The organism is Psychrobacter sp. UBA3483 (assembly GCF_002377905.1).
Classification (GTDB): domain Bacteria; phylum Pseudomonadota; class Gammaproteobacteria; order Pseudomonadales; family Moraxellaceae; genus Psychrobacter.
The window spans coordinates 23,869-48,369 of the sequence record NZ_DFQS01000037.1 but is presented as its reverse complement, the minus strand read 5'-3'; the positions used below and the strand labels follow the sequence as shown (position 1 = coordinate 48,369).

The following is a 24,501-nucleotide window of genomic DNA, read 5'->3' as shown; positions in this document are numbered from 1 at the left end:
CACATTTTGCGATGAATATGACGTGCTGATAACCGTATTTACAAACTAATATGATACAATCCCCAACTTCTTAGAAAAGCCCTCCCAAAAACGCCTTGTTTAAAACTGACGAGTCTGCCGACATGCAAAGCCTGATTACCCTTGTTTTGGTCTTAATGCCAATGTTTATTGGCTTTGCCATCCCCTCCAATCCTAAAATGACCAAGCTTGCTGATAAAGGCTTGTCGTACTTGGTTTATGTCATCTTAGCCCTCATCGGTATTGAGCTGTCACAAGTAGAAGGGCTGGGTAGCCAAATAGGCGAAATCGCCCTGTACGTCACCATCCTATCGATACTGACAATTGGCAGTGGTTTATTTGCCCTGATGTTATTTGATCATCTGCGACCGTGGCAGGCAAAGAAACCCAACGTCAAATCCAAAGAGCATCGCGTTAGTATTCGTGGTAGCTTGGCGCAAGTAATTTGTGTGGTGATTGGCATGGTCATCGGCTATTTCTTGCCGGCTGATTATATGCCGCCTGAAAACACCATGACCGCAATGCTGATGGTCCTAATCTTACTGGTTGGTATTGGTCTAAAAGGCTCAGGGATTACCCTTAAAGAAGTACTGCTCAATAAACGTGGCGTCGAGATGAGTATTATCTTTACCCTCTCGATATTGGTTGGCGGGCTTGTTTTTGCGCTGATGTTCAGCGACGTGTCATGGACGAAAGGTTTGGCACTGGCATCAGGGTTTGGTTGGTATTCGCTATCAGCGATTATCATGACCGATGCTTATGGCGCGGTTTGGGGCAGTGTGGCGCTATTTAATGACTTGGTACGTGAGTTCTTTGCGCTATTATTTATTCCCGTCTTTATGCGCAAATATCCATCAGCTGCGGTCGGTCTTGGTGGTGCAACCAGTTTAGACTTTACGCTGCCTATTATCCAACAATCTGGTGGTCTAAAAGTCGTGCCACTGGCGATTAGTTTTGGCTTTATTATTAATATTGTCTCGCCAGTGCTAATGGTGCTGTTTTCGGCGTTGGGGTAAGGATAACTTTTAACGGTTGATGAAAATCAGTCGTTATTATTCAAACAGTTCACAATGCTTAGCGTACTTACCGTATCTTCTTATATAAGACACATATTCAAGACTCTCTAAGTCATGCACTTCACTACTTGCCATTAAAGTTGCGCGGCGTTGTTTTGCCTCAAGACCTTTCAAATTAAGCGCTCTAAAGCTAGGGTTTATATAATCTGTATCTTTAACCAATAATTTATTTGAACACTCATAAGTACGGATACGCTTAGCATCGATATTATGTTGCAAAACTAAATTATTCTTAATAATTAGCGCGCGATTGCGTGATAAAGAATCGAAACCAAAAGTTGCTAAAGCATCTTCATCTATTTCATTTGTAGCTGCATGACCAAAAATAAAAACACTGGCTTCTGGATACTCGGTGATTTTTTCTGCCATTTTTGTGAATTCTGGATCATAAATAGCAGGTAATTGACTACTCATGGATGGAAAAAATCCACTAAACTCCATCTCAAGCGCCTCGCCTCCCTCAATTATTATTTCACAGCCTTTAGTATCAACTACTACGTTAGGTAGCGTTTCAGGGCATTCGTCTATAGCATCAAGCACACCGTCACCATCTGAATCAATCGCTGCTTGCATCGTCCTGATATTTTCATGTTGAGGTAACTCTTTAGACGGCGCAGTTGTAGTGATTTGACACGCTGATAACCCTAAAGAACTACAAAAAATGGTGCTGACTAGATAGAAATTTAGTTTCATATCGAATTGGAGTCCTTATTTAATTAGACTTTATGAGTTGCCTCGAATCGTTTTAATAAAGTTATTTTTTATTTATCAGGTTCAGTCGCAAGTGCATAAACTCGCCGATTAAGCATATTGCCTTCTTCAGTATCGGATGGCGCAATCGGTCTATTTGCCCCATACTCAATCGTAGTGATGCGGTCAGGAGCGAAGTTAAACTTTGAAATTAAATAGTTTTTAACATTATCAGCTCGAGCTTGCGCTAACGAATTGGGATTGTTTAAATCGGCGCTATCAACCTCCGTTCTTGAATTATGACCTTCAACCCATAGAATAGCGCCTTTGTACTCTTGCATTTTCATACCGACCTTATCCAGTTCATCTTGGTACTTTGGCAAAAGCTTACTACTGTCTTTGTCAAAAAAAGCACGATATTCCATTCTTAGACCTACCCCTATAGGCGCTAAAGGACAGCCTCTTTCATCGATGACTACATTCCACGGCGTAGCAGGACACTGGTCGATGTCGTCAGGAACGCCATCGCCATCTGAGTCTAAAATCGCCGGAACGACGGGCGCTATGATAGGCGCTTGCTGATTAGCCGCAACTAATTGTGGCGTAGTTTGACATGCGGATAAGACCAAAGCGCTGCCAAAAACAATAATCGCCGAATATATACTTTTTTTCATAGCAAACTCCTTTTCAGTTAAACCCCACTCGCCTGCTTAGCAAACAGACGCATCAATGGTTTGATTTTGCTGACGCGATACATGCCTTCATTACGAAGTTGTTGAATCGGACGCATCTGAGCAAGCGAGCCGGCAAACAGCCAATTAAGCGCCGAAAAGCTATGCATCATCAGACTATTATGTGGACGACGCAGACGCTCATAGCTACGCAAGGTTTGGTTCGTACCCCACAGCTTATTTCCGCTACGCGCATAGTCATGGGTGAGTTGTTCACTTAATGCCTTCACATCGAGCATGCCCAAATTCAGCCCCTGACCTGCCAGCGGATGTACACCATGTGCCGCATCACCGATTAAAACTAAATTATCGGCGACGTAGCTTTTTGCTTGCTGCGCCGCTAACGGAAAGCTGGCAATTGATTCAATCTGATGGATAGCACCCAGCTCATAATTGCTGGCAGCAGCCAATTTATCAGCGATATAGCGCGGCGCCTCTTCTAACAATGCCAATGCTTGATTGCGTGGCAATGTCCATACAATCGACTGCCAATGTTGCGGATTGGCTTTATCTTCATCAGTAATATCAGCAAGCGGCAACAATGCCAATGTACCAGTCGGTAGCATGGTTTGACGGGCGGTTGCGCGATGCGGCTTGTCGGTTTGAATGGCGCAGCAAATCGCCGTTTGCTTATAATCAAGCACATCGAGCTCAATGGCTGCCTGCCTGCGTACAAACGAGCCGCGACCGTCAGCACCAACCAATAAACGCACGTCAATCACAGTGCCGTCATCTAGCGTCACACGGTAACCTTGTGCGCTACCAAGCCAGTCCATATCGACAACCTTTTGCCCATCGATAACAGTTAAATACTGGCTGACATCAGCGGCAGTTAAACGCTGCCACAATGCATATTCAATAACTGCGGGCTCAACCATACTACCGAGCATTTTTGTCTCAGAGTTTTGATTGCTGTTACTGCTGTCATTACTATTATTAGCATCATCACTATCGCCGAACAGTAACTCGCCGCGACCATTTAGCTGCCAGACCTGCATTTGCGAATAATCGGCTTTACGCTCTGATGCCGCTATCTTTTGCCAAGCGCCCACGTCTTTGAGTAAGTTGATACTGGCAAGACTTAATGCATAAACGCGCGCATCCCGCTTGCCAAGCACCTGCTGCCAATCTGCCTCGCTACGTTCAGGGCGCGCATCAATAATGGTCACTGGCATTTCAGCTTGCGCCAGTTTTAGCGCAAGGGTTGCACCGACGATACCGCCGCCGATAATGAGCGTATGGTTATTTTTCATAAAACATCCTTTGTCGCGTTATTCATGCTATCTAAAAGCGAAAGAGGACTCCACCCGACATTAGGGTGGAGGTGAATTTCGCCTAGTGTTTATTATATTTTTATACAAATTAGCTACTGTATGAAATCTAAATAATATTTAGAATTTATATTCTATCAAACAAAATTAGTTGCGGTAATGAAAATCAACAAGGCGTATAAATTTAGGCTTGAGCCTAACGTAGAGCAACAGGTTATTTTAAATAATCTTGTCGGCTCTGCGCGTTTTGTTTGGAATCAAATACTAGCGATCTCATTTGAGATGTTTGCCAAAAATGAATTTATTAATGCCACCAACTTGGTTAATAAAATCATGGATCTAAAGAACAATCCTGATTTTTCTTTCTTAAGAACCCATGCCAATGCCGTGTCTTTACAGCAGAAAATACGTGATCTCGCCTCTGCTTGGTCACGATTTTTCGACCCTAAAGTTCATGCTAGGCTCAAAGAAAATAAAAAGAAGCTCCGAAAACCCAAGTTCTTTAAGCTAAGCGATGGCACAGAGATTCAACTACGACAACTGATGCCAAGATTTAAACGTAAATCCGATGGCTGCGACTCAATCAGGCTTGTTCAGTTTGATAAGTATTGCCGTATTGAAGGCAACCGCATCAAACTACCTAGCGGTATTGGCTTTGTGAAGTTTAGAAAATCGCAAGACATCATCGGCACCATTAAAAACATCACCATCAGCAAGAAATCAGGTCACTGGTACGTGTCGTTTGGCACCGAAACGCAGCTAACTGAAAATCCACGACACCCTGCCACAAGTGCCATAGGTATTGATTTGGGCATCACTAAACTGATTACTACCTCAGACGGTCAAACCATCAAACCCAAAAACAGCTTTAAAGCCAATCAAATTAAACTGGCCGCATTACAGCGCCAATTAAGTAGAAAAGTCTTATTCAGTCAAAACTGGAAAAAGCAGAACCGTAAGATTCAAAAATTACACCATCACATCGCCAATATTCGCCATGATTACTTGCATAAAATCACCACCGCGATCAGCAAAAACCACGCCATGATTGCTTGTGAGGACTTAAAAGTAGCCAATATGTCGAAATCTGCAAGCGGTACGCTAGAAAACAAAGGGCGTAACGTCAAAGCCAAGTCAGCATTAAACAAATCAATCTTAGATCAAGGCTGGGGCATGATGGTTAATATGCTTGAGTACAAGCAACAATGGCAAGGCGGGTTACTCATTAAAGTAAACCCACGTTACACCAGCCAAACCTGCTTTGAATGCAAGCATATTGCCAAAGAAAATAGACGCACTCAAGCAAACTTTGAGTGCGTCGAATGCAGGTATGTTACGAACGCAGATGTTAATGCAGCTCGTAATATATTAGCGGCAGGACATGCCGTTTTGTCTGCGGAGGGAGGACGCGGTAAAGGTCGCCCTTTGAAACAGAAAACTTGTGACATTCGTGAGAAAGTCGCCTAAGCGCTAACGCTTTTAGAATCCCCCACTTGAGCTTAGCGAAAGTGGTGGGAGTATGTCAACCGCTCATATTTATGTGGTTTAGAAGCAGCTGAAATTATAGATTTTATTTGCTTAATAACTTACCAGTATATTGAACTAAGATTTTAAGCCCATCGCATAATTGGCAATTAATGGCTTAATATTTGGCAGTTTATCAAAGGCAACCAAAGCTACGTTACGTGCCAACTTCACCGCTGGATTTGGATGCGTAAAGCCATGTACGACGGCATCACAAAAGCGAATGACGCGTTTTTGATCGGTTTGACGGGCTTTTTCATAACGTTTGAGCAAAGTCGGATTGCCGATATCTTCGCCTTTTAGCACCTGTCTACTCATCATTTTTGCCAGCACATGCGCATCGCGCATACAGAGGTTAAACCCTTGCCCAGCGACCGGATGTAAGGTGTGTGCCGCGTTACCCATGATGACGCAGCGGCCATCGACTTGTTTGTCTGCCAGCACTCGCGTCAGTGGATAAGCGCCGCGGCGACCGGCTTTTTTAAACGTGCCTGCGCGCGCGCCAAAAGCTTGCTGCAAGGTCGCCAAGAAATGCGCATCATCTTCTAGATATTGTGTCTCTTCGCCAGTTGGGCAAACCCAAACCACTGAGCGTCTATAACCTTTTTGATACTCATCATTGCCGTCGCCTTCTGGATCAGTCAATGGCAACACCGCAAGCGGCCCTGCCGGACTAAAGCGCTCAATGGCAATATGTTCATGCGGCTGATCGGTCTCTACCACCCCAACGATAGCCGTCTGCTTATAATCATAAGTGGTAGTGCTGATACCTAATAGCTGACGTACGGTAGAGTCGCGACCATCACAAGCGACTAAAACGCTGGCTTGCAATTGCTGCTCATGCTCTTCTTCACCGTAATAGCTAAAGCTTAACGTCACGCCATCGCTTTGTTGGCTAACGGCTATCACATTGGCGTTATCAATCAAGGTAATTAGCGGCTCTTGCTGGGCAGCCAATAACAACTTGCGCCCAAGCCACGCGTTTTCCATCACTTGCCCAAATGACTCAACCTGCTCCTCGGCTTTATTTAATTGCGCGCGTCCAAAGCTGCCTTGCTCGCTGATTTTTACCGCGTCAATCCGGCAAGCATGGCTTTGTAGCTCAGCCCATAGCCCAATCTCTTGATAAATCTGCACCGTGCGCCGTGACAGCGCGGTATTGCGACTGTCTAAATAGTGCGTGCGCTTAGCGTCGTCATTGGGGCTGATGGTTGGATAGCTGTTTTTCTCTAGCAAGGTACTGGCGATACCATGATGGGCGAGTAACAGCGCAAACGACAAGCCGACATGCCCGCCGCCCGCGATAAGTACTTGCTGTTCAGTCATAGCCGTTTTATTAGCCTGATCTGATTCGGCAGGATTGGTTGTTGATAAAGTTGCTTCAGTATGTTGCATGGTTATTATTCCTATTATGACCCATTTAGCACGTATTTAGACGCGATGACTTTCCACTCAAAAAAACACTCAAAAATAATGTTTTTTTCTGGCAAGCCTTTCTTTCTTTAATAGTTTTAGCCCAGTTTCATAGCGCCGTTATCTAAACATTAGTATTTAAGCTCTAGATTACCACAATTTGTCCCTTATTCTGTGGCCCTGACACTAACCATAGTGGCTAAACAGTTTTGTTGCCGTTTCCGGTGTAAGGTGTATGATCTACAGTTGCAATCACCATACAAAAACAAAGCCCTGCCCGCCTGTAAATGGCTTGAATTTTAAATTCTATCTACCATAATGAAGACAGCGCATTTACTTCTTACCTTCATTTTATTCATAGCTGTTTTTATTAATAACTATTTTTAGCAACATTTTGCCGTCATATTTATTAGCACTATTTTTAATATTTACATAACCGTTATAAGCGCCATTAAAAAGTATTGAAACACGACTCACTATTTTATCTCTAAAGCCCGCTCGACTATCATGCATAAAAGCACTAATGCACAGAAGCACTAACCATAGCAGCGGGCAACCAAATACAAGGATAATCGCTTGACTGATTCCATAAGCCGCCGTATACATTTTGAATCGTTGACCCCAGCACAGCTGAAAACCGTGCTTGGCGAATATAATAACCACATGAAATACATCCAAGAACGCCTCGATATTAAAATCAGCCAACGCCAAAGCGACTTTTGTTTAAGTGGCGATATTTTGGGCGTTGAGCGCGGCGAACGCATCATTTATAAAATGGTCGATGAAGCACAAAATACCAAAGATATTAGCGCCGAGGAGCTGCACTTAATCATTCAATCGAGCATCGCCCGTGACGAAGATATAGAAGCCGATAAGCAATCGGCTGCCGAGGAAGATGCTGATAATTTGGAAGCCGCTACTGACTTTACGCCGATTAGTCTGCGTACCCGTAAAGGTAAAATCATCCCACGCGGTGGCAATCAGCAGCGTTATGTCAGAGACATTTTAGCCTCTGATGTGTCGTTTGGTATTGGGCCTGCTGGTACGGGTAAGACTTATCTTGCAGTTGCTTGTGCGGTCGATATGCTTGAGCGCAACGAGATTGAGCGTATTTTATTGGTGCGCCCAGCGGTAGAAGCTGGTGAAAAACTGGGCTTTTTACCCGGTGATTTGACCCAAAAAATTGACCCGTATTTACGTCCTTTATATGACGCGCTGTATGAGATGCTTGGCTTTGATAAAGTCGGTAAAATGCTCGAAAAGCAAATCATTGAGGTCGCCCCGCTTGCTTATATGCGCGGTCGTACGCTAAACAATTCGTTTGTTATCTTAGATGAAGCGCAAAATACTACGCCCGAGCAAATGAAGATGTTCTTGACCCGTTTAGGTTTTGGTTCGCGGGCAGTTATTACTGGTGATATCACGCAGGTCGATTTGCCGCGTGGGCATAAATCAGGTCTGGCGCAAGCGATGGATATCTTAAGCGGTATCGAAGAGATTCATATCACTAAGTTTGACTCAAAAGACGTCGTGCGCCATCAATTGGTGCAAAAAATTGTTGAAGCTTATGATGTCTTTGATGAAGAGCAACTTGCCCTACAAGAAAAGCGCAAGTTTGAGCGCATGAAAGAACAAGAGCGTAAACAAGCCATTTCTGATGCCGCCGCTAAGTTATAATCTATTTTAAGCGACGTATATATATGACACAAACCGGATTTGATATCCGGTTTTTTAGTGTTAATCATTTATTGCTAGTTAATTAATCTTAGATATTTTCACATTGACATAAAAAGGAGGGTGACATGAGCCCAACCGAACATAATGACGCTGACAACCACTTAGATGAAGATATTAATAGCCATTTTAATCATGATGAGAACGATAAGAACTTAGACGCACTTAATACTAATGACAGCTTAGCCGTGCTTGATATAAGCGCCGCCGATAGCATTGATGATGAGATACTAGATAGCTTTTATCCTCGCGAAAAACTGTTAAAAGTCATGATAGCGACACTGGATAATATCGATGAGCGTATTAACCATGGTCTGACGCTGCCTTACTTTGATGATATCGATAGTGAGATATGGCAAGAAAAAACCAAAGCGCTCGATATCTATATTACCGATGCACTCGAAGGTCAAGAGCTGAATTTAGAGGCGCGCGGCAAAGACTATGCTACCAATATTCTATCTTACCCAAGCGACTTGCCAGCGGCAATCATTGGTCTCATGCCAACGCTACCACTTGGCGAGCTGGTGATTTGTCATGCTGTAGTGGTACGTGAAGCGGCTGAGCAAAACAAGACCGTGGCACAGCATATCAGCCATTTATTGATACATGGCATACTGCACCTATTGGGCTTTGACCATGAGCTTGGGCAAGATGAGCAAGATGAGATGGAAAGCTTTGAGATTGTTATTTTGGCAGAGTTAGGCCTACCAAATCCTTATCTCTAAGACTTTTAGCCTTGTTTAACTTTTCTTTAACATGGTTTTTTGTGCTTGATCCATCTGATTAATCATCTGATCTAAGCCTTTGACATGCACACTGCGCTGCGGGAATGGAATGTCGATATTTTTATCATCAAGGGCGTTTTTGAATTGTTCTAATAAATCGCACTGCATCGCCCACCAATCATCATTGGTGGTCCAGACATTTAAGGTTAAATCGACTGAATTGTCACCCAAGTTGGTCACACGTATCACCGGCGCTGGATCCGTAAAGGCCATCGGATTGTTTTTTGCCAAATTTAGCATAATATCTTTGGCGGTTTCGATATCAGCGTCATAACCAATACCAACGGTGATATCAACGCGGCGGTTGGGTAACGCCGTATAGTTAATCACCGCTGAGGTGGTGATATCGCTATTAGGAATGATGATGTCGTGATTATTGATGGTCGTTAAATGGGTATTGACCAAGGTAATCTCGGTGACCGTACCGGTATAGCTGCTGATTTGCACATAATCGCCGCGCACAAACGGGCGAAAGGTCACAATCATAATGCCAGCGGCAAAGTTTGATAGCTGATCTTTGAGTGACAAACCAATCGCCACCGCCGCGCCGCCCAAGATAGCAACGACCGAAGTAGTCTGCACACCGACTTTGCTAAGCGCTGCCAAAATCACGATGACCAATAATATGCCATATAATACGCGGCTTAAAAAATTGGCCGCTGTCGCCTCTAAATGGCTGCGTAGCATAATGCGATTGCTGATAGCAACGATTTTCTTTGCTAACCAGCGCCCTATCATAAATATCAATAAGGCAAATGCGATTTTAAGCGCAATGCTAATCGCATTTTCTGTTAAGGTAGCAAGATCGACGGTAAAACCTAAAAATTCCATACTGGCTCTTTATTCCCAAACTGTTTTATCATTAATTTTTGTCTTTTTAATGTTTATTATCATTTAACCTTTTTTAAAAAATGCATAATAACTATATAAGACCGGCACTAAATTTAAACAAAGTTAATAGGTGACGTCTACTCTATCACTGTAACGATAGGTACGTATCAGACGCAGCTCAACAATATCATTCATATCTTCGGTAAATTTACCAAAGGGCGCCGCTTGTCTGACCGACTGCTTGGCCGCCTCATCTAGTATCGTCGAGTTTGAGCTCTCAAGTAAACGAATGGCTTTAATATTGCCATCATTGCTGATAATCACCATCAAACGTACCTCGCCGGTGATACCTTGGGCGCGTGCTTGCGCAGGATATTGCAGATTCCCGACGCGCTCAACGTGCTCACGAAAGGTGTTGATATAATCGGCAGCGGCACCGCGGGTTGTCGAGTTGCTATCGACGGTCACGACTTTTGATTTGGTCGCATACAGCTGTTGCCGCTGTGACAGCTGCGCCTCCAAAGTCGCGATTTGCTTACGCAGACGCTCTTCTTGCGCCTTCATATCATCTTGTTCTTGCTTGCTGTCATTATCAGACTCGACGCTCGCTTGACGCCAGCTGAGAGTGGTACGTAGATAGCTTTCTTGATAGCGCTGCTGCCGAACTTGACGCTGCAGGTCAATCACATCTTGCGTCTCGCTCATTTGCTCGGCTGCCACCGGACTACTCTGGTCGGTTGCTTGGCGTATTTGCTCTTGCACCGTGCCGCCGCCTTGTTGGGACGCATTGGCAATAAACTGCGCATCTTCATTTGGCTGCATATTCTCGGTCAAAGCTTTTGCGACGTCCTGCATCATGCCAGCAGGGTCTTGCCCCAGCGAAAAACTAATGCCAAAAATAATCAGCGCATGAACACTGACGGCTATCACCACCGCCATCGGCAAACTGATATCGCGCTTGGGCGCTTGCGCTGAAAAATGATAGCTTTGCGAGTCTTTAATCGAAGTCACAGTAGGTCTCAGCTGATGAATATAGTAGATTCCATTTAGAAATATTATACTGCCACTGGAATAAATTTTGCGAAGCCTCTGGAATGCGAAGCGCACAGCAAGCGAGGAAAATTTATTCCAGCAGAGTCCTATTTTAAACGAACCACTTTTATATTGAATTGGCTATATAAGGCCGGTTGCTACAAGGCGTCATAGGCGCTATTCGGTAAATTAAGTGCTCGTCGACCAATGCCGGCGCTATCATACCATGAGATAGAATTACGTCGCTAGCACAAGCGTATACCGTTGCTACTTAATCAATCACTTAGATGCAGGCTTGTTTGTCTATTTATCCACTACTAACCTCAAAATTCGTATGTTTAGAAAATAGCCTCACAAAGGCTTTGTACCTTTAAAGGTTTCTACATTTGACAGTAAACGGCCTGACTGCCCAATGATACAAAACGTAGACGTCCATTTTGCCTACTGTCATTTTGATATATACTGTTTTATAAACACTTTTGCGCCTGCCATTAAATAATGAATAATTATAAGGATAATAAGTTTGAGTAACTTTGATCATAGAGACAATATGGATAATTCAGACAGTTTTGAAGAGTTATTCGACAGTATCGCTGACCGTTTTGACGAGTCCTTTAGCGATGGCTGGGAGCGTCTTAGCCAAGCCGTCAAAAGTATCTATGACAGAACCACGGATAAATTCGAGGAAGAGCTGTCCTTGCCGGTTGCCCAAATTTATGTCAACGATGCGCTACAAAAATTTGTCACCGATAACGTCAAAGCCATTTTAGAGCTGCGCGTTGAGATACATGACGACTGGTTTCGCTTGTATTGTACGATTGATGTCGGCGGGATTTATGCAGAAGTAGCAAGTAATTTTAGCTTGGTTCATGTGCAGCTGGATCGCAACGTCCAGCGCTTTGTTTTTGGACAGCTGACTTATACCGATGTGCTTAACTTGCGCTGTGAATCCTTTATCAAACGCCAAGGTCTTAAACTGTTTATTTGGTTCTATCATAGCGTGCTCAAAAAAGATCCGTTAGGTTTTATTTTGTCTTATATCAATATCGCCCGCGCCAAAGAAGAGATTATCTACCTTGATATCAATCGCTGGCTAAAAAAGAACAAAAAAATAATGAGCACCTTATATAAAGTGCAAGTCAATTATGGCGAGCTTGAAGAAGAACAATTGGTGCTTAAAACGCAAATCAATTATCGAGATTTGCTGGCCAGCAATGCCAATGAAGATATCATTAGCGATAAGGATGAGCCTGAATTGATGCAAGGGCCTATCAATCCAATTGCTGATGCTACTGAGCCAAGTTTAGAACCTACTTCATAAGTCTAGTTTTATAAACGTATTAAAAGCCTTCCAAACGCTGCCTACAAAAAACGCCAATACTTAAAGACGATTATCTTTAAGCATTGGCGTTTTTTTAATGAATACTGACTCTATCAACTTGTAGCAATCATCCGCCTACCAATAGTTTTCCACCGCGATATTGCCCTCGCCGCGGCGATTCATCACCAAGCCTAAGCTCTTTAATGTCTCTTTTGTATCTTCGACCATTTCTGGGTTGCCGCATAGCATCACGTGTGTACTATCGACGTCCAAATCAATGCCAGCGCGCTCTTGTAGCGTTCCATCTAATAATAGCTTTGGCAAGCGCTCAGTTAATGCGCCCTCGACAGGCTCGCGGGTAACGATAGGAATAAAGATAAGCTTGGCTGGATTATCCACCAACGAGCCAAAATCTTCTTGTAAGCTTTCAATCTTCTCAATATAAGCGAGCTCTTCTATCGAGCGCGCGCTATAAGCCAAGACGATATGCTCGTAGTCTTCCCAGGTTTTTAAGTCTTGCAGCATCGATAAAAAAGGCGCTAAACCTGTACCTGTCGCCAGCAACCATAAGTCTTTTGGCAGTGGTTTTTGATAACGGGCTAAAGTTAAAAAGCCAAACGGCATGGTGTTGAGTAATAGCTCATCGCCGACTTCTAGGTGTTGCAGCTGCGAGGTAAAGGCGCCATCAGGGATAACAATAGAGAAGAATTCTAGGATTTCATCAAAGGGTGAAGAGACGATTGAATACGCGCGGAAGATATCCTCATCCAATGTTTCGTTCAGGTCTTCGTCTTCTTCAGCATCAGCTACTTTACTCAATTGCTTATAGTAGTTTAATTGACTGGGATTAACGCCCAAACGCACAAATTGCCCTGCGGTAAATTTAAAACTATCAGGACGACTGACGGTAAAGCTAAAGAGATTGGGCGTCCACGTGGTTTTACTGAGCACTGTTACTTTTTGAATATTGTCACTCATAATAATGATTCACCCTCGTTTTTTATGATTTATGATTGCTTATGGTTATAGATGGCTATGTTTTTGACTTTTTAAAGGCTCTAAAACAAAAGATGCGCCAAGCTTATCATAAAGCTGGCGCATCTTGGTTTTCTAACCGTCATTATCGATAAGCAGCGGTTCTCAATATCGAAAACCTCTGCTCATATTTTACACTTACCAAATACGAGCCAAACTTGCCCATTCAATCATACTATTCGGCAATATACCAAAGAAGAGAATGATGGCGGTGACGGCGATAACCATGATACCGCCCGTACGCAAGCCCCACTGCTTTGAGACGTCAAATTCAATAAATTGTTTCGGACGTTTAAATAGCGTGAGCATGACACGCAAGTAATAAAACAGACCAATGGCACTACCCAAGATAATCATGCCAGCCAAGAACCAGTTGGTACCTTGAACGGCGGCAAGAATCGCAAACAGCTTAGTGATAAAGCCTGCGGTCAATGGAATACCTGCCAATGACAACATCATAATGGTCATCACCGCGGTCAATACCGGACGACGCCAGAACAGCCCTTTATAATGGGTCAATTCATCTGCTTCACCCGCCAAGCGATACGGGCTCGACATCAAGGTAACAACACCAAAGGCACCGATAGAGGTAAAGGCATAAATCGCCATATACATGCTTGAGATACTATCAGCGGCTGAGCCAATGCTGACAATCACGATAAGCACATAGCCCATATGAGCAATCGACGAGTAACCAAGCAGACGCTTAAGGCTAGTCTGACGTACCGCTAATAAGTTACCTACTAGTATCGACAAGGTGGCCATAACCATGAGCAGCATCTGTACTGATGGCAATGCCAATAGCGACGTATCAATCAAGAAGCGAACAGCAAGTGCCATCATCGCCACTTTGGTGACCGATGCCAAATAAGTAGCGACAGGTGCTGGTGCGCCTTCGTACACATCTGGCGTCCATATATGAAATGGCGCAGCAGACAGTTTAAAAGCAATACCAAACATCATCATCGCTGTACCGACGATTAATAGTGGCGACTCAAAGAGATCGACCAACGTCATACTGATAGGCTTGAAAGCGAGCGAGCCCACTTCTGCATAAATAAATGCCATACCCATCAGCAGCGTTGCTGATGCCGTGGCTGAGAGCACCAAATACTTTAGCCCCGACTCAAGCGAGCGCTTACGCATATAGGTATAAGCCAGCATGCCGTATAACGGAATCGACAGCATCTCAAGGCTCATAAAGAATGAGGCTAAATGCTGGGCGCTGACCATCAAAAGCGCACCAACAGTCGATAGCAGCATAAGCAAATACAGCTCTTCTTTATGATCATCTAAATCAGCTAGATAGGCATAAGACAGCGTAAAACAGGCCAAAGCACAGATTAAGATGACCACCATATTAAACTGGGCAAAGTTATCAATCACAAATAACTGCTCAGCCGTTGGCACAAGCGTACCGCTATCGATGATGCCAGTCATTTGCCCAAGCAAGGCAAACAGCCCTATGTTTAAACCAACCACCGAAATGGTACCGATTACCATATGTGAGCGCTTAATGGTGATGGCAATCATCACTACCAATACTGTCAATACTACCGCAATGATTGGCGCATAAGGCATCAGCCCCATCAAATCATTCGTCGTAAATTCATTCATGACTTAACGTGCCTCCATTGCATCAAGCAGCTGCGATGCGTCTACTTGTGTCACTTGACTGTACATATATGCGTTATTAATCCACTGCATGGCGTGACTTGAAGTATCAAGGAACGGCTGTGGATACAGACCGAGCCAGACCAAACCTGCTGCGAGCATCAGTAGCAACGACAGCTCGCGCTTACCCAAATCTTTTAATGGACGTGAAGGCAAACCATGGGTTTCGGTCTCTCGTAACGCCACTTCTTTAATATTATTGCTACCGAACATGGCACGGTGAATCAAGATAAGCGAGTATAACCCTGCCAATACCAAGCTAAAGGTCGCAAACACCACAAACACGGGATAATCAGCAAAGGCGCCAAATAAAATCAAGAACTCGCCGATGAAGTTACCGGTACCTGGAATACCAAGTAAAGCGGCACAAAAGAACATCAGAATCGGTGCATAATAACGGAACTGACCCCACATACCGCCCATCAAAGTCAAATCGCGCGTATGCAAGCGCTCGTATAACTGCCCTGCCATAATAAACAGTGCCGCCGAACTTAAACCGTGCGCCAGCATTTGAATCATCAAACCTTGCAAGCTAATTAAGGTACCCGCGTAAATGGCTAAGACCACAAAACCCATATGCGAGATACTGGTATAAGCCAGTAAGCGCTTCATATCAGTTTGCATAAAGGCCAGCCATGCCCCGTAAAAGATACCTATGGTACCCAAGGTCATCGCAATCGGAGCAAAATCTTGTGACGCTGCTGGGAATAACGGTATGACAAAACGAATCAAACCATAAGCGGCGGTCTTAATTAAAACCCCTGCCAAATCCACCGAACCTGCGGTTGGCGCCTGCGCATGGGCGTCAGGTAGCCAGCCGTGAAAAGGGAAAATCGGTAACTTAACGGCAAAACCAAGAAAGAAGCACAGCATGATCGGATATTCCCAGCCACCAAGTGAGGTGCCGAGTAAGTCATTATAATTAAAGCTGACCATGCCTTTTTGCGCATAGCTGATAATGACCAATATCAAAATACCGACCAGCATGATAAGACCAGAGGCTTGGGTATAAATAAAGAATTTGGTTGCCGCGTATTCTTTGGTCTTGCCGCCAACCACATCATGACCCCAAATAGCGATCAAGAAGTAAATCGGAACCAGCATCATCTCCCAAAAGAAGAAGAATAAGAACAGGTCAATGGCTAAGAACACGCCAATCACGCCGCCCAAGCTCCATAAAAGGTTAAGATGGAAGAAACCAACGCGGCGTTGAATCTCATTCCACGAACAGGCAACTGCCGCAATACCTAGCAGACCTGTTAAACCAACCATCAGCAGCGATAAGCCATCTAGTGCCAAATGAAAGCTGATACCAAAGCTTGGTATCCATGGCACCATAAATTCTGCAACCCATGGCACGTTTGCCTGAGGCGCAATCACCTGCCTACTCATGCCGCTATAATCGCCGTATTGCCACAATACCAGTGACAAGGCAAAGGTTAACGTCATACCGATTAGAGCAATCCAGCGCGGCAGACGTTTATTAAAGCGTTCGACCAACCAACATAGCAACCCTGCGATAAAAGGAATTGCGATTAATGCTGGTAGCATCCACGTTTGTTGTAACTCTATCATCTTATACCACCGTCATCATTACCAGCACCAACAGCACAGCCACACCCAAGCCAAAGCTTGCAGCGTAACCTCGAAGTGACCCTGTTTGCGTCGCAGACAATACCTTGTTACCAGCAGATGCCAGTTTCGGCAAAATAAGCCACGTTTTATCGATAGGGTCGGCTTTAAATAAGCGGCCGATGAACAAAAAGGGTTTTACAAAAACTATATCGTATAGCGCATCAAAGCCCATACCGTGATAGCACCAATGATATAACGCTGCACCTATAGAGGTCTCCTTAAAGCGGGTCAGCATGCGACCTTTATCGGCGACATATAAGAATGCCGCGATAATTAGGCCTGCAAGCATGGCACCCATGGCGATATATTCCGCCGTATGTTTATCATGCGCTTGACCCGCTACTTCTAACAAGTGCCCAACACTCTCTGGCAAGACGCCTTGTAATGGCGGCGTAATCCACGCACCAACGGCGGTTGATAATACCAATAGTACCGTCAAAGGTAGCCAATATGACACCCCAGACAGTTTATGCGCAGGAGTTTTTTCTTCACCAAAGAAGATAATCCAAATCATACGGAAGGTATAAAGCGCGGTTAAGAAGGCACCGAATACACCCATATAGAATAAAACTTGGTGACCAGTGGCATAACTTTCCCACAGAATTGCTTCTTTAGAGTAGAAACCAACGGTAACCCAAGGTATCGCAGCAAGCGCACCGCCACCGACGATATAACACCAAAACACTAAAGGAATCTTTTTGCGTAAACCGCCCATCTTAAAGATGTTTTGTTCATGATGGACCGCAAGAATGACCGCACCTGATGATAAAAATAGCAAGGCTTTAAAGAAAGCATGCGTCATCAAGTGGAAAATAGCCCCTTGCCATGCGCCAACGCCGAGTGCCAAGAACATATAGCCAATCTGGCTCATGGTCGAATAAGCAAGGATACGTTTAATATCCGTTTGTGCCAACGCACAAAATCCAGCAACGACGAGCGTCAACGCACCGACTGCCCCAACCCAGTACAAGAGTACGCCTGGGGTAAGGAGAAATAACGGATGCAGACGTGCGATCAGATACACACCCGCGGTAACCATGGTCGCAGCGTGAATCAGTGCCGATACAGGTGTTGGACCTGCCATCGCATCAGCAAGCCAGGTATGTAGGGGCAGCTGCGCTGATTTACCCATTGCGCCACCAACGAGCATAATAGTGGTCAAAATCATTATTGGATTATTGATATCAAAGATTTCTGGCGCGCGGGTAATAATCTCTTGAATATGCAGGGTGCCAAATTCGCGAAATAATAAAAACAAACCAAAAGCCAAAAACACATCACCAACGCGGGTGACGGTAAAGGCTTTCATCGCTGCCCGACCATTGGCACGGTCTTGATAATAAAAACCAATCAAAAGGTACGAACAGATACCGACGCCTTCCCAGCCAAGATAAAGTAAGAACAAGTTATCGGCCAATACCAGCAACAACATGCTGGCGACGAATAAGTTCATATAGCTAAAAAAGCGCGCAAAGCCTGTTTCACCTTTCATATACCAGGCGGCAAACAGGTGAATCAAAAAGCCGATACCGGTAATCACACCCGTCATCGTCAATGCCAAGCCATCAAAGCTTAAGCCAAAACTTGGTGCAAAATCGCCAACTTGGAACCATGTCCATAGCGGAATCTCGATGACTGTACCGGCAGGATTACTGGTCAAAAAGGTGTAGCTGACCATCAGCGTGCATAGCGCTGATAGCAGCATGCTACCGACACCAACAATCGCTGCCACCTGCTCGCTTAATTTGTCGCGCATAAAGGCTAAAATCAAAAAGCCAACGAGCGGGAATATAAAGGTTAATGGTAATAAACTCATGACATCATCCTTTCATCTCATTGGCGCTATCGACATCGAGATGCCCACGCTGATGGTAAAACCGCAATAATATTGCCAAACCAATGGCTGCCTCTGCTGCTGCTAGTGTCAAAATAAAGATAAACATAATCTGTCCATCTGGATCGACCCAGCGGCTACCGGCGACCACAAATGCCAAAGCCGTCGCATTCATCATGATTTCAAGGCTCATCAGCATAAATAAGAAATTACGCCGTACCATGACACCGCACAGACCGATTGCAAATAAAATACCGGCCAAAATCAATCCATGGCTCATGGGTATCATACCCAGTACATTTTGCGCCTCAGTAACAGGTTGCACAAAGCCTGCCACCTCGTGGGCAAACGGCACATTTGCAACCTCCTGTGCCACGCTCGCTGCTAGTACCATCAGTCTGACTCCTTGCGCGTGACTTTTTGTATATCCGCCTGCTTACCGACATTCATACCGACATAGTCAAGCGGGTCAACCTCTTTATATTCGTATGGTTCAGCCTTGTTTAGCGTATCAGTATCGATAGGCATACCATGTTCATCGTAATGTTTGATACTGGCGACATTTGGATTGGATGCTTGGCTTGCTTTGTTACTGTGTCCTTTATCATAGCCTTGAGCGCCGTGACCGATAATCTCATCATCGATAGACTCTTTACCCAAATGATAAGCGGCAACTAAGGCGGCTAATAGTAGCAATGCTGCCACTTCGACCAACATAACGTATTTGGTAAATAGCACCGTACCGACGGCTTTGGCTGAAATCGTCGTACCACCAATCATTGCCGTATCGGTATGATTAAGACCTATCATCGCATACAGCACAACTGCGATGATAATCGTAAGCCCCGTCGGTACCGCCCAAGTGCCAGCATCAAGCCAACGCTCTTCACGCTCATCATTACTCATGCCAAGGTTTAGCATCATGATAACGAATACAAACAGCACCATAATGGCACCGGCATAAACAACAATTTCAAGCGCACCAGCAAACGGCGCACCTAAGACAAAGAAAATACCTGAGATGGCCAATAACGACACAATCATCGATAAAATAGCATGCACTGGATTGGCGAGAGTCACCACGCGCAAGCTGGCAAATATTGCCACCGCTGCCAACGCATAAAACCCTGCCAATTCAGGACTGTTTAAGATATTCATCATGGTAGCAAGCTCCTTAGATCAATCGGTGCCGCTTCATTTTGCGCCGCGCCTTTTGGTTTATCTGCTACCGCCATACCCGTCACGCGATAATAGTTATAATCGGGATATTTACCCGGTCCAGAAATCAGCAAATGCTCTTTTTCATAAACCAAGTCTTGACGGACATATTCGCCCATCTCAAAATCAGGCGTCATCTGAATCGCCGTCGTCGGACAGGCTTCTTCACACAAACCGCAAAAGATACAACGCGAAAAGTTAATGCGGAAAAATTCTGGATACCAGCGCCCATCTTCACGCTCTGCTTTTTGCAAAGAGATACAGGCAACCGGACAGGCTACAGCACATAAGTTACAAGCAACGCAGCGCTCATCACCATCAGGGTCACGCGTCAGCACAATACGGCCACGAAAGCGTGGCGGTACTGGCACCGGCTCTTCTGGATAAAGAATGGTGTCACGCGGCCTGATTGCATGACTATTGACCATCCACATACTGCGGACAATGGTAAACATACCAATGACGGTCTTTTTTATCGTAGTAAACATGGGATTATTATCCTTATCAGCTTTACCCTAGTTCATCAGTGATGGCTAGTAATGACTATAACGTTGGGGAAAAAATCAAAATCACTGCGGCGGTTACCAATAGATTAATCAAAGTTACCGGCAGGCAGATTTTCCAGCCAAAGTTCATCACCTGATCATAGCGCGGACGCATGAGTGAGCCTCGAGCCAAAATAAACATGGTCATAAAGAATAGCGTTTTAATCATGAACCAAAAAGCTGGTGGAATAAAAGGAATATCTAAATTAAACGGCGCAAGCCAACCGCCAAAAAACAAGCAGGTCATCAACGCAGAAATCAGCACGACGTTGACATATTCACCGATGAAAAACATACCGAACTTCATGCCAGAATATTCGACATGATAACCTTCAGCAAGCTCTTGCTCGGCTTCTGGCTGATCAAATGGATGTCTATGGGTGACGGCAACACCCGCCACGACAAAGGTTAAAAAGCCAAAAAACTGCGGAATGATATACCAGCCGTCAATTTGCGATTCAACGATTTCACGTAGGTTAAATGAGCCTGTTAAGGCTACAACACCCATCAATGATAAGCCTAAGAAAACCTCATAACTGATGGTTTGCGCTGCGGAACGTAAGCCGCCAAGTAGTGAGAATTTATTGGCAGACGCCCAACCACCGAACATCACCGCATAAACTGCAATACCTGCCATGGCAAAGAAAAACAAAATGCCGATATCCCAATCAGCAACTCCAAGGGTTGGCGAAATAGGAATAATGGCAAAAGATGCCAAGGCGGTAAACATGGCAACCGCTGGCGCCAAGGTAAACATAAACTTATCGGTAAAGTTTGGCGTCCAATCTTCTTTAAAGAAGATTTTGAGCATATCGGCAACCAGTTGCAATGAGCCAAATGGACCGACACGGTTCGGACCATAACGGTCTTGCCAAAGCGCTAGCATGCGGCGCTCATAAACAATCATCAATGCCGCAACAATCACCACCACTAAGAAGATAACCAGTGCCTGCACGACCATAAAAAGTATCGACCAGCTATCAAAGGTCATCATACCAGCCAAAAAGCTTGGCACATCAGGGATAATACGGGTAACTTGCAAATTACACCTCCTGTGTGGTGATCGGCGCGCTGTTTATTGGCGTGGCGCGGTTATTGTTGTTGGCTGTGACAGCATTATCAGTTGCCATACTGCCCATCATCGTCACTGGCGCATCGACTTTGCGTACTGACGCTGGCATAGAAGGATGGATGATACTCACCTGCCCAACCGGATAACCGATACAGCCTTCTGCTAAGTAACCAACGAGCTCAATAGGTAAAGTGATTTGCTGTTTATCAATTTCAATCGCTAGGTAATCACCCGCTGCAAGACCCCATGCTTTGGCATCGTCGATACCGACGCGCCAAGTGGCTAGCGGTAATTGCTCAGCAACCACGGGGCTACGTGATGCCATCATCGAGCTGGCATACAGGTTATAAACTGGCACCAGTTTGGCTTGTCCTTGCTGCATATCTGTGGTCGTCGCAGACAGTGCTTCTGGCGCAACGTATTGACGCGTGGCTAGGCGCTCTAAGCGATCAAATAAACGGACGCCTGGATCACCATTTCTAAGGCTGCCACCAACTTTATCTTGGTATTTATTCCACGCTTGCGGTGAGTTCCAACCGGCCGCACTGGCAAAAGGAATCATCGAGCTTGGCGTTTGCTTACCGCTATAGCCTTCCATTGAAAAGGTTAAGCCGGTATCCAAATCTTTTGGCTGCATCGGCTCATGCACAGATACCGGCGCACGCATCGAGGTACGACCTGAGTAGCGACGCGGCTGACGGGCAATTTTTAGACCAGTCATGCGGTAATCGGCGTCAGGAGCCGCATCCTTAATACCAGCAAGCTTAGGATGGGTAGCGATTAGAGCATTGATGACATCATCAAGCAGCGTCCAGTCGACATCGCGACCTTCTAAGCTGCTATGAACGGCATGCAACCAGCGCCAGCCTTCTTTGATACTGCTCATTGGATGATAATATTCGTTATCATAAACTTGGAAGAAGCGCTGCGCACGACCTTCAGCAGAGATAAGCGTACCGTCTGCTTCCGCAAAGCTTGCGGCTGGCAAAACGATATCGACGTCTTTATGCCAATCAAGCAATTGATGGTCAAGGGCAATAACCGTTTTGTCCGCCAATAGCTGGGTTAATTTATGCGCATCAATGGCATCGGTTAGCTGGTTTTCAGCCACGATAACCACATCAAAATCAGTCGCCAATAACTCTTCGACCGATTGACCACCAAGCATACAAACACCAATACTATTGGCATCAGGAACCGCTAAATAAATACCCGCTTGCGCGTGATAGTTTTTATTGACCTCTTTTAGCTCAAGCTTGGTTGCAGGCTCACGCTCGACATCGTCTTGCGACTCGGTATCAACGCCGGTTTCTGGTTTGTTCGGCTTGGCAGACAAGTCTTTGTCTTCGCTTTGCTGCGTCGTTGCTGCTTGTGCTTCAGCAGCTTCGACCTTAGCATTATGCGCTTCGACCTGCTGCTGTTCAGTGGCTTTAATCGCCGCACGTTTTTGGGTCAGTGCCTGAGTGATTTGCGCCGCTGCTTCTATCAACGCAGTCGACGATAAGCTAGTACCCGAAACCACCAAGGGTTTATCCGCTTGGATTAAGTCATAAGCGATTTGCTGGGCTAGCGCTTGCATACCATCAGTATTCGCATCATCAGCATCTTGTTGTGCGCTTTGTGCATCTGCTATTTGCGCTAAATCATCTGCAAGATTAGCAATCGCATCGGCGACTTTAAAACCAAGCTTAGTGATATCTTCCGGGGTCGCAACGACGCTGACTTTACTGATATCTTCTAACTTAGTTTGGATAACATCGATAATATATACTGGGCTTTGGACGCCTTGACCAATACGTTTGACGGGCTCAGCCAGCCACGATTGGGTTTTGGTCGCCGCTGCCATTTTAATCGCTTCGTTTTTTGCCGCTTGACGAATCGATAGCGCCACACGCGATGAGGTTTGAGTAATATCCTCACCCAGCACCAATACCGCATCATGGCTTTCAATATCAGCCATACCTGGGTTATAAATACCCTCGGTGCTTAAGACTTCGATACATTTATTGACCAGTGCTTGCTGCTGATGGTTTAGACCGGTTGAGAAGCTATCAAAGCCGACCATATTTTTTAGCGCAAAGTTGGTCTCAAGACTGGCACGTGGTGAGCCAATACCGATGACTTTTTTACCTTTGATACGTTTGATGGTTTCATCAAGCGCATAGTCGATATTGATTTTGACATGCTTGTCATTGATACGTTCGAGTGGTTGCGTTGGACGGTCTGCGCGGTTGACATAACCGTAACCAAAGCGACCACGGTCACATAAGAAGTAGCGGTTTACTTCACCGTTATAACGGTTTTCGATACGGCGCAATTCACCATAACGCTCGCCCGCTGAGATATTACAGCCCGCTGAGCAGCCATGACAAATGCTTGGCGCGTATTGCATGTCCCATTTACGGTTATAACGCTCAGAGTGAGTTTTATCAGTAAACACACCCGTTGGGCAAACTTCGGTTAGGTTACCTGAGAACTCGCTTTCGAACTGTCCGTCTTTATCACGACCAAAATAAACGCGCTCGTTTGAGCCATAAACACCCAAATCTTCGCCACCTGCATAGTCTTTATAAAAACGCACACAGCGATAGCAAGCGATACAGCGGTTCATTTCATGGGCGATAAACGGACCAAGCTCTTGGTTATGGTGGGTACGTTTGGTAAAACGATAGCGACGACGGCTATGACCTGACATATAGGTCATGTCTTGCAAATGACAATGTCCACCTTCTTCGCAAGTTGGACAGTCATGTGGGTGGTTGACCATCAATAGCTCAACCATCGACTTACGAAAGGCTTTGGCTTCATCATCGGTGACCGAGATGTACATATCATCGCTAGGGGCGACCATACAGGACATCACCAGGCGACCGCGACCCGCTTCCATATCTTCTTTATTTTGGTATTGCTTGACCGCGCACTGACGGCAAGAGCCGACTGAACCTAAGGCTGGGTGATAACAAAAATACGGCACATCAATGCCGAGTGACAAGCATGCTTGGAGCAAGTTGTCGCTGCTATCTACTTCGACAGTGGTTCCATCAATATGTATGACTGCCATG

21 protein-coding genes are annotated in these 24,501 nt (G+C 45.1%); 5 read left to right on the top strand and 16 right to left on the bottom strand.

The features are described 5' to 3' along the window. The first annotated feature begins 122 nt into the window (after positions 1-122). Positions 123-1,034 (top strand): lysine exporter LysO family protein, encoded by a 912-nt coding sequence (locus B2866_RS06255; protein ID WP_296191650.1) that lies wholly within the window; start codon positions 123-125, stop codon positions 1,032-1,034. Between the two features lie 36 nt (positions 1,035-1,070). On the opposite strand, the gene B2866_RS06250 is transcribed toward B2866_RS06255, so the two are convergent. The 3 genes from B2866_RS06250 to B2866_RS06240 all read right to left on the bottom strand — a co-directional run bounded on the left by B2866_RS06250 (position 1,071) and on the right by B2866_RS06240 (position 3,768). After that, positions 1,071-1,787, bottom strand: coding sequence for an OmpA family protein (locus tag B2866_RS06250; protein WP_296191649.1), 717 nt, complete (start codon positions 1,785-1,787; stop codon positions 1,071-1,073). Positions 1,788-1,855: 68 nt separating this feature from the next. Next, positions 1,856-2,458: an OmpA family protein gene (locus B2866_RS06245; protein WP_296191646.1), complete on the bottom strand. Its 603-nt coding sequence runs from the start codon at positions 2,456-2,458 to the stop codon at positions 1,856-1,858. Positions 2,459-2,475: 17 nt separating this feature from the next. After that, entirely contained in the window at positions 2,476-3,768 is a 1,293-nt protein-coding gene (locus B2866_RS06240) for an FAD-dependent monooxygenase (protein ID WP_296191644.1), read from the bottom strand. Positions 3,769-3,945: 177 nt separating this feature from the next. Between B2866_RS06240 and B2866_RS06235 the strand changes: the two genes are divergently transcribed. Beyond that, positions 3,946-5,253 (top strand): RNA-guided endonuclease InsQ/TnpB family protein, encoded by a 1,308-nt coding sequence (locus tag B2866_RS06235; protein ID WP_296191642.1) that lies wholly within the window; start codon positions 3,946-3,948, stop codon positions 5,251-5,253. A 135-nt stretch (positions 5,254-5,388) separates the two neighbouring features. On the opposite strand, the gene B2866_RS06230 is transcribed toward B2866_RS06235, so the two are convergent. Together B2866_RS06230 and B2866_RS06225 are read right to left on the bottom strand one after the other, a co-directional pair. Beyond that, the gene (locus B2866_RS06230; RefSeq protein ID WP_296191733.1) at positions 5,389-6,636 is read right to left on the bottom strand and encodes a UbiH/UbiF/VisC/COQ6 family ubiquinone biosynthesis hydroxylase; all 1,248 of its coding nucleotides are present in this window, start codon (positions 6,634-6,636) and stop codon (positions 5,389-5,391) included. A gap of 438 nt (positions 6,637-7,074) precedes the next feature. Further along, positions 7,075-7,329 (bottom strand): hypothetical protein, encoded by a 255-nt coding sequence (locus B2866_RS06225; protein WP_296191640.1) that lies wholly within the window; start codon positions 7,327-7,329, stop codon positions 7,075-7,077. On the opposite strand from B2866_RS06225, the gene B2866_RS06220 reads away from it, so the two are divergent. Together B2866_RS06220 and ybeY are read left to right on the top strand one after the other, a co-directional pair. Continuing rightward, the gene (locus B2866_RS06220) at positions 7,300-8,400 is read left to right on the top strand and encodes a PhoH family protein (RefSeq protein WP_296191638.1); all 1,101 of its coding nucleotides are present in this window, start codon (positions 7,300-7,302) and stop codon (positions 8,398-8,400) included. The two genes, B2866_RS06225 and B2866_RS06220, sit on opposite strands and share 30 nt — an antisense overlap. A gap of 125 nt (positions 8,401-8,525) precedes the next feature. Next, positions 8,526-9,182 carry an rRNA maturation RNase YbeY gene (gene ybeY, locus B2866_RS06215; RefSeq protein ID WP_296191635.1) on the top strand — a complete coding sequence of 219 codons (657 nt, stop codon included), beginning with the start codon at positions 8,526-8,528 and terminating at the stop codon, positions 9,180-9,182. Between the two features lie 15 nt (positions 9,183-9,197). Here ybeY and B2866_RS06210 read toward each other — a convergent pair whose 3' ends face one another. Together B2866_RS06210 and B2866_RS06205 are read right to left on the bottom strand one after the other, a co-directional pair. Next, positions 9,198-10,073, bottom strand: coding sequence for a mechanosensitive ion channel family protein (locus tag B2866_RS06210; protein ID WP_296191633.1), 876 nt, complete (start codon positions 10,071-10,073; stop codon positions 9,198-9,200). 123 nt (positions 10,074-10,196) lie between these two features. Beyond that, positions 10,197-11,084, bottom strand: coding sequence for an energy transducer TonB (locus B2866_RS06205; protein ID WP_296191632.1), 888 nt, complete (start codon positions 11,082-11,084; stop codon positions 10,197-10,199). A gap of 571 nt (positions 11,085-11,655) precedes the next feature. Between B2866_RS06205 and B2866_RS06200 the strand changes: the two genes are divergently transcribed. Then, complete coding sequence (locus tag B2866_RS06200; RefSeq protein ID WP_409520860.1) at positions 11,656-12,426, top strand: hypothetical protein; 771 nt, start codon at positions 11,656-11,658, stop codon at positions 12,424-12,426. Positions 12,427-12,561: 135 nt separating this feature from the next. Here B2866_RS06200 and B2866_RS06195 read toward each other — a convergent pair whose 3' ends face one another. The 9 genes from B2866_RS06195 to nuoG form a co-directional block, all read right to left on the bottom strand. After that, positions 12,562-13,404 carry a ferredoxin--NADP reductase gene (locus B2866_RS06195; RefSeq protein ID WP_296191630.1) on the bottom strand — a complete coding sequence of 281 codons (843 nt, stop codon included), beginning with the start codon at positions 13,402-13,404 and terminating at the stop codon, positions 12,562-12,564. A 195-nt stretch (positions 13,405-13,599) separates the two neighbouring features. Then, positions 13,600-15,078, bottom strand: a complete 1,479-nt coding sequence (locus tag B2866_RS06190; RefSeq protein WP_296191629.1) for an NADH-quinone oxidoreductase subunit N — start codon at positions 15,076-15,078, stop codon at positions 13,600-13,602. Positions 15,079-15,081: 3 nt separating this feature from the next. Continuing rightward, entirely contained in the window at positions 15,082-16,710 is a 1,629-nt protein-coding gene (gene nuoM, locus B2866_RS06185) for an NADH-quinone oxidoreductase subunit M (protein WP_296191628.1), read from the bottom strand. Between the two features lies 1 nt (position 16,711). After that, positions 16,712-18,586 carry an NADH-quinone oxidoreductase subunit L gene (gene nuoL / locus B2866_RS06180; RefSeq protein WP_296191627.1) on the bottom strand — a complete coding sequence of 625 codons (1,875 nt, stop codon included), beginning with the start codon at positions 18,584-18,586 and terminating at the stop codon, positions 16,712-16,714. A gap of 4 nt (positions 18,587-18,590) precedes the next feature. Continuing rightward, positions 18,591-18,899, bottom strand: coding sequence for an NADH-quinone oxidoreductase subunit NuoK (nuoK, locus tag B2866_RS06175; protein ID WP_045445153.1), 309 nt, complete (start codon positions 18,897-18,899; stop codon positions 18,591-18,593). Positions 18,900-18,997: 98 nt separating this feature from the next. Then, positions 18,998-19,765 (bottom strand): NADH-quinone oxidoreductase subunit J, encoded by a 768-nt coding sequence (nuoJ, locus tag B2866_RS06170; RefSeq protein ID WP_296191626.1) that lies wholly within the window; start codon positions 19,763-19,765, stop codon positions 18,998-19,000. After that, positions 19,762-20,310 (bottom strand): NADH-quinone oxidoreductase subunit NuoI, encoded by a 549-nt coding sequence (gene nuoI, locus B2866_RS06165; protein ID WP_068406521.1) that lies wholly within the window; start codon positions 20,308-20,310, stop codon positions 19,762-19,764. The genes nuoJ and nuoI overlap by 4 nt, the downstream gene beginning before the upstream one ends. A gap of 55 nt (positions 20,311-20,365) precedes the next feature. Next, positions 20,366-21,361 (bottom strand): NADH-quinone oxidoreductase subunit NuoH, encoded by a 996-nt coding sequence (gene nuoH / locus B2866_RS06160; RefSeq protein ID WP_068406568.1) that lies wholly within the window; start codon positions 21,359-21,361, stop codon positions 20,366-20,368. A 49-nt stretch (positions 21,362-21,410) separates the two neighbouring features. Further along, the gene (gene nuoG, locus B2866_RS06155; protein ID WP_296191623.1) at positions 21,411-24,500 is read right to left on the bottom strand and encodes an NADH-quinone oxidoreductase subunit NuoG; all 3,090 of its coding nucleotides are present in this window, start codon (positions 24,498-24,500) and stop codon (positions 21,411-21,413) included. Position 24,501: the final 1 nt, after the last annotated feature.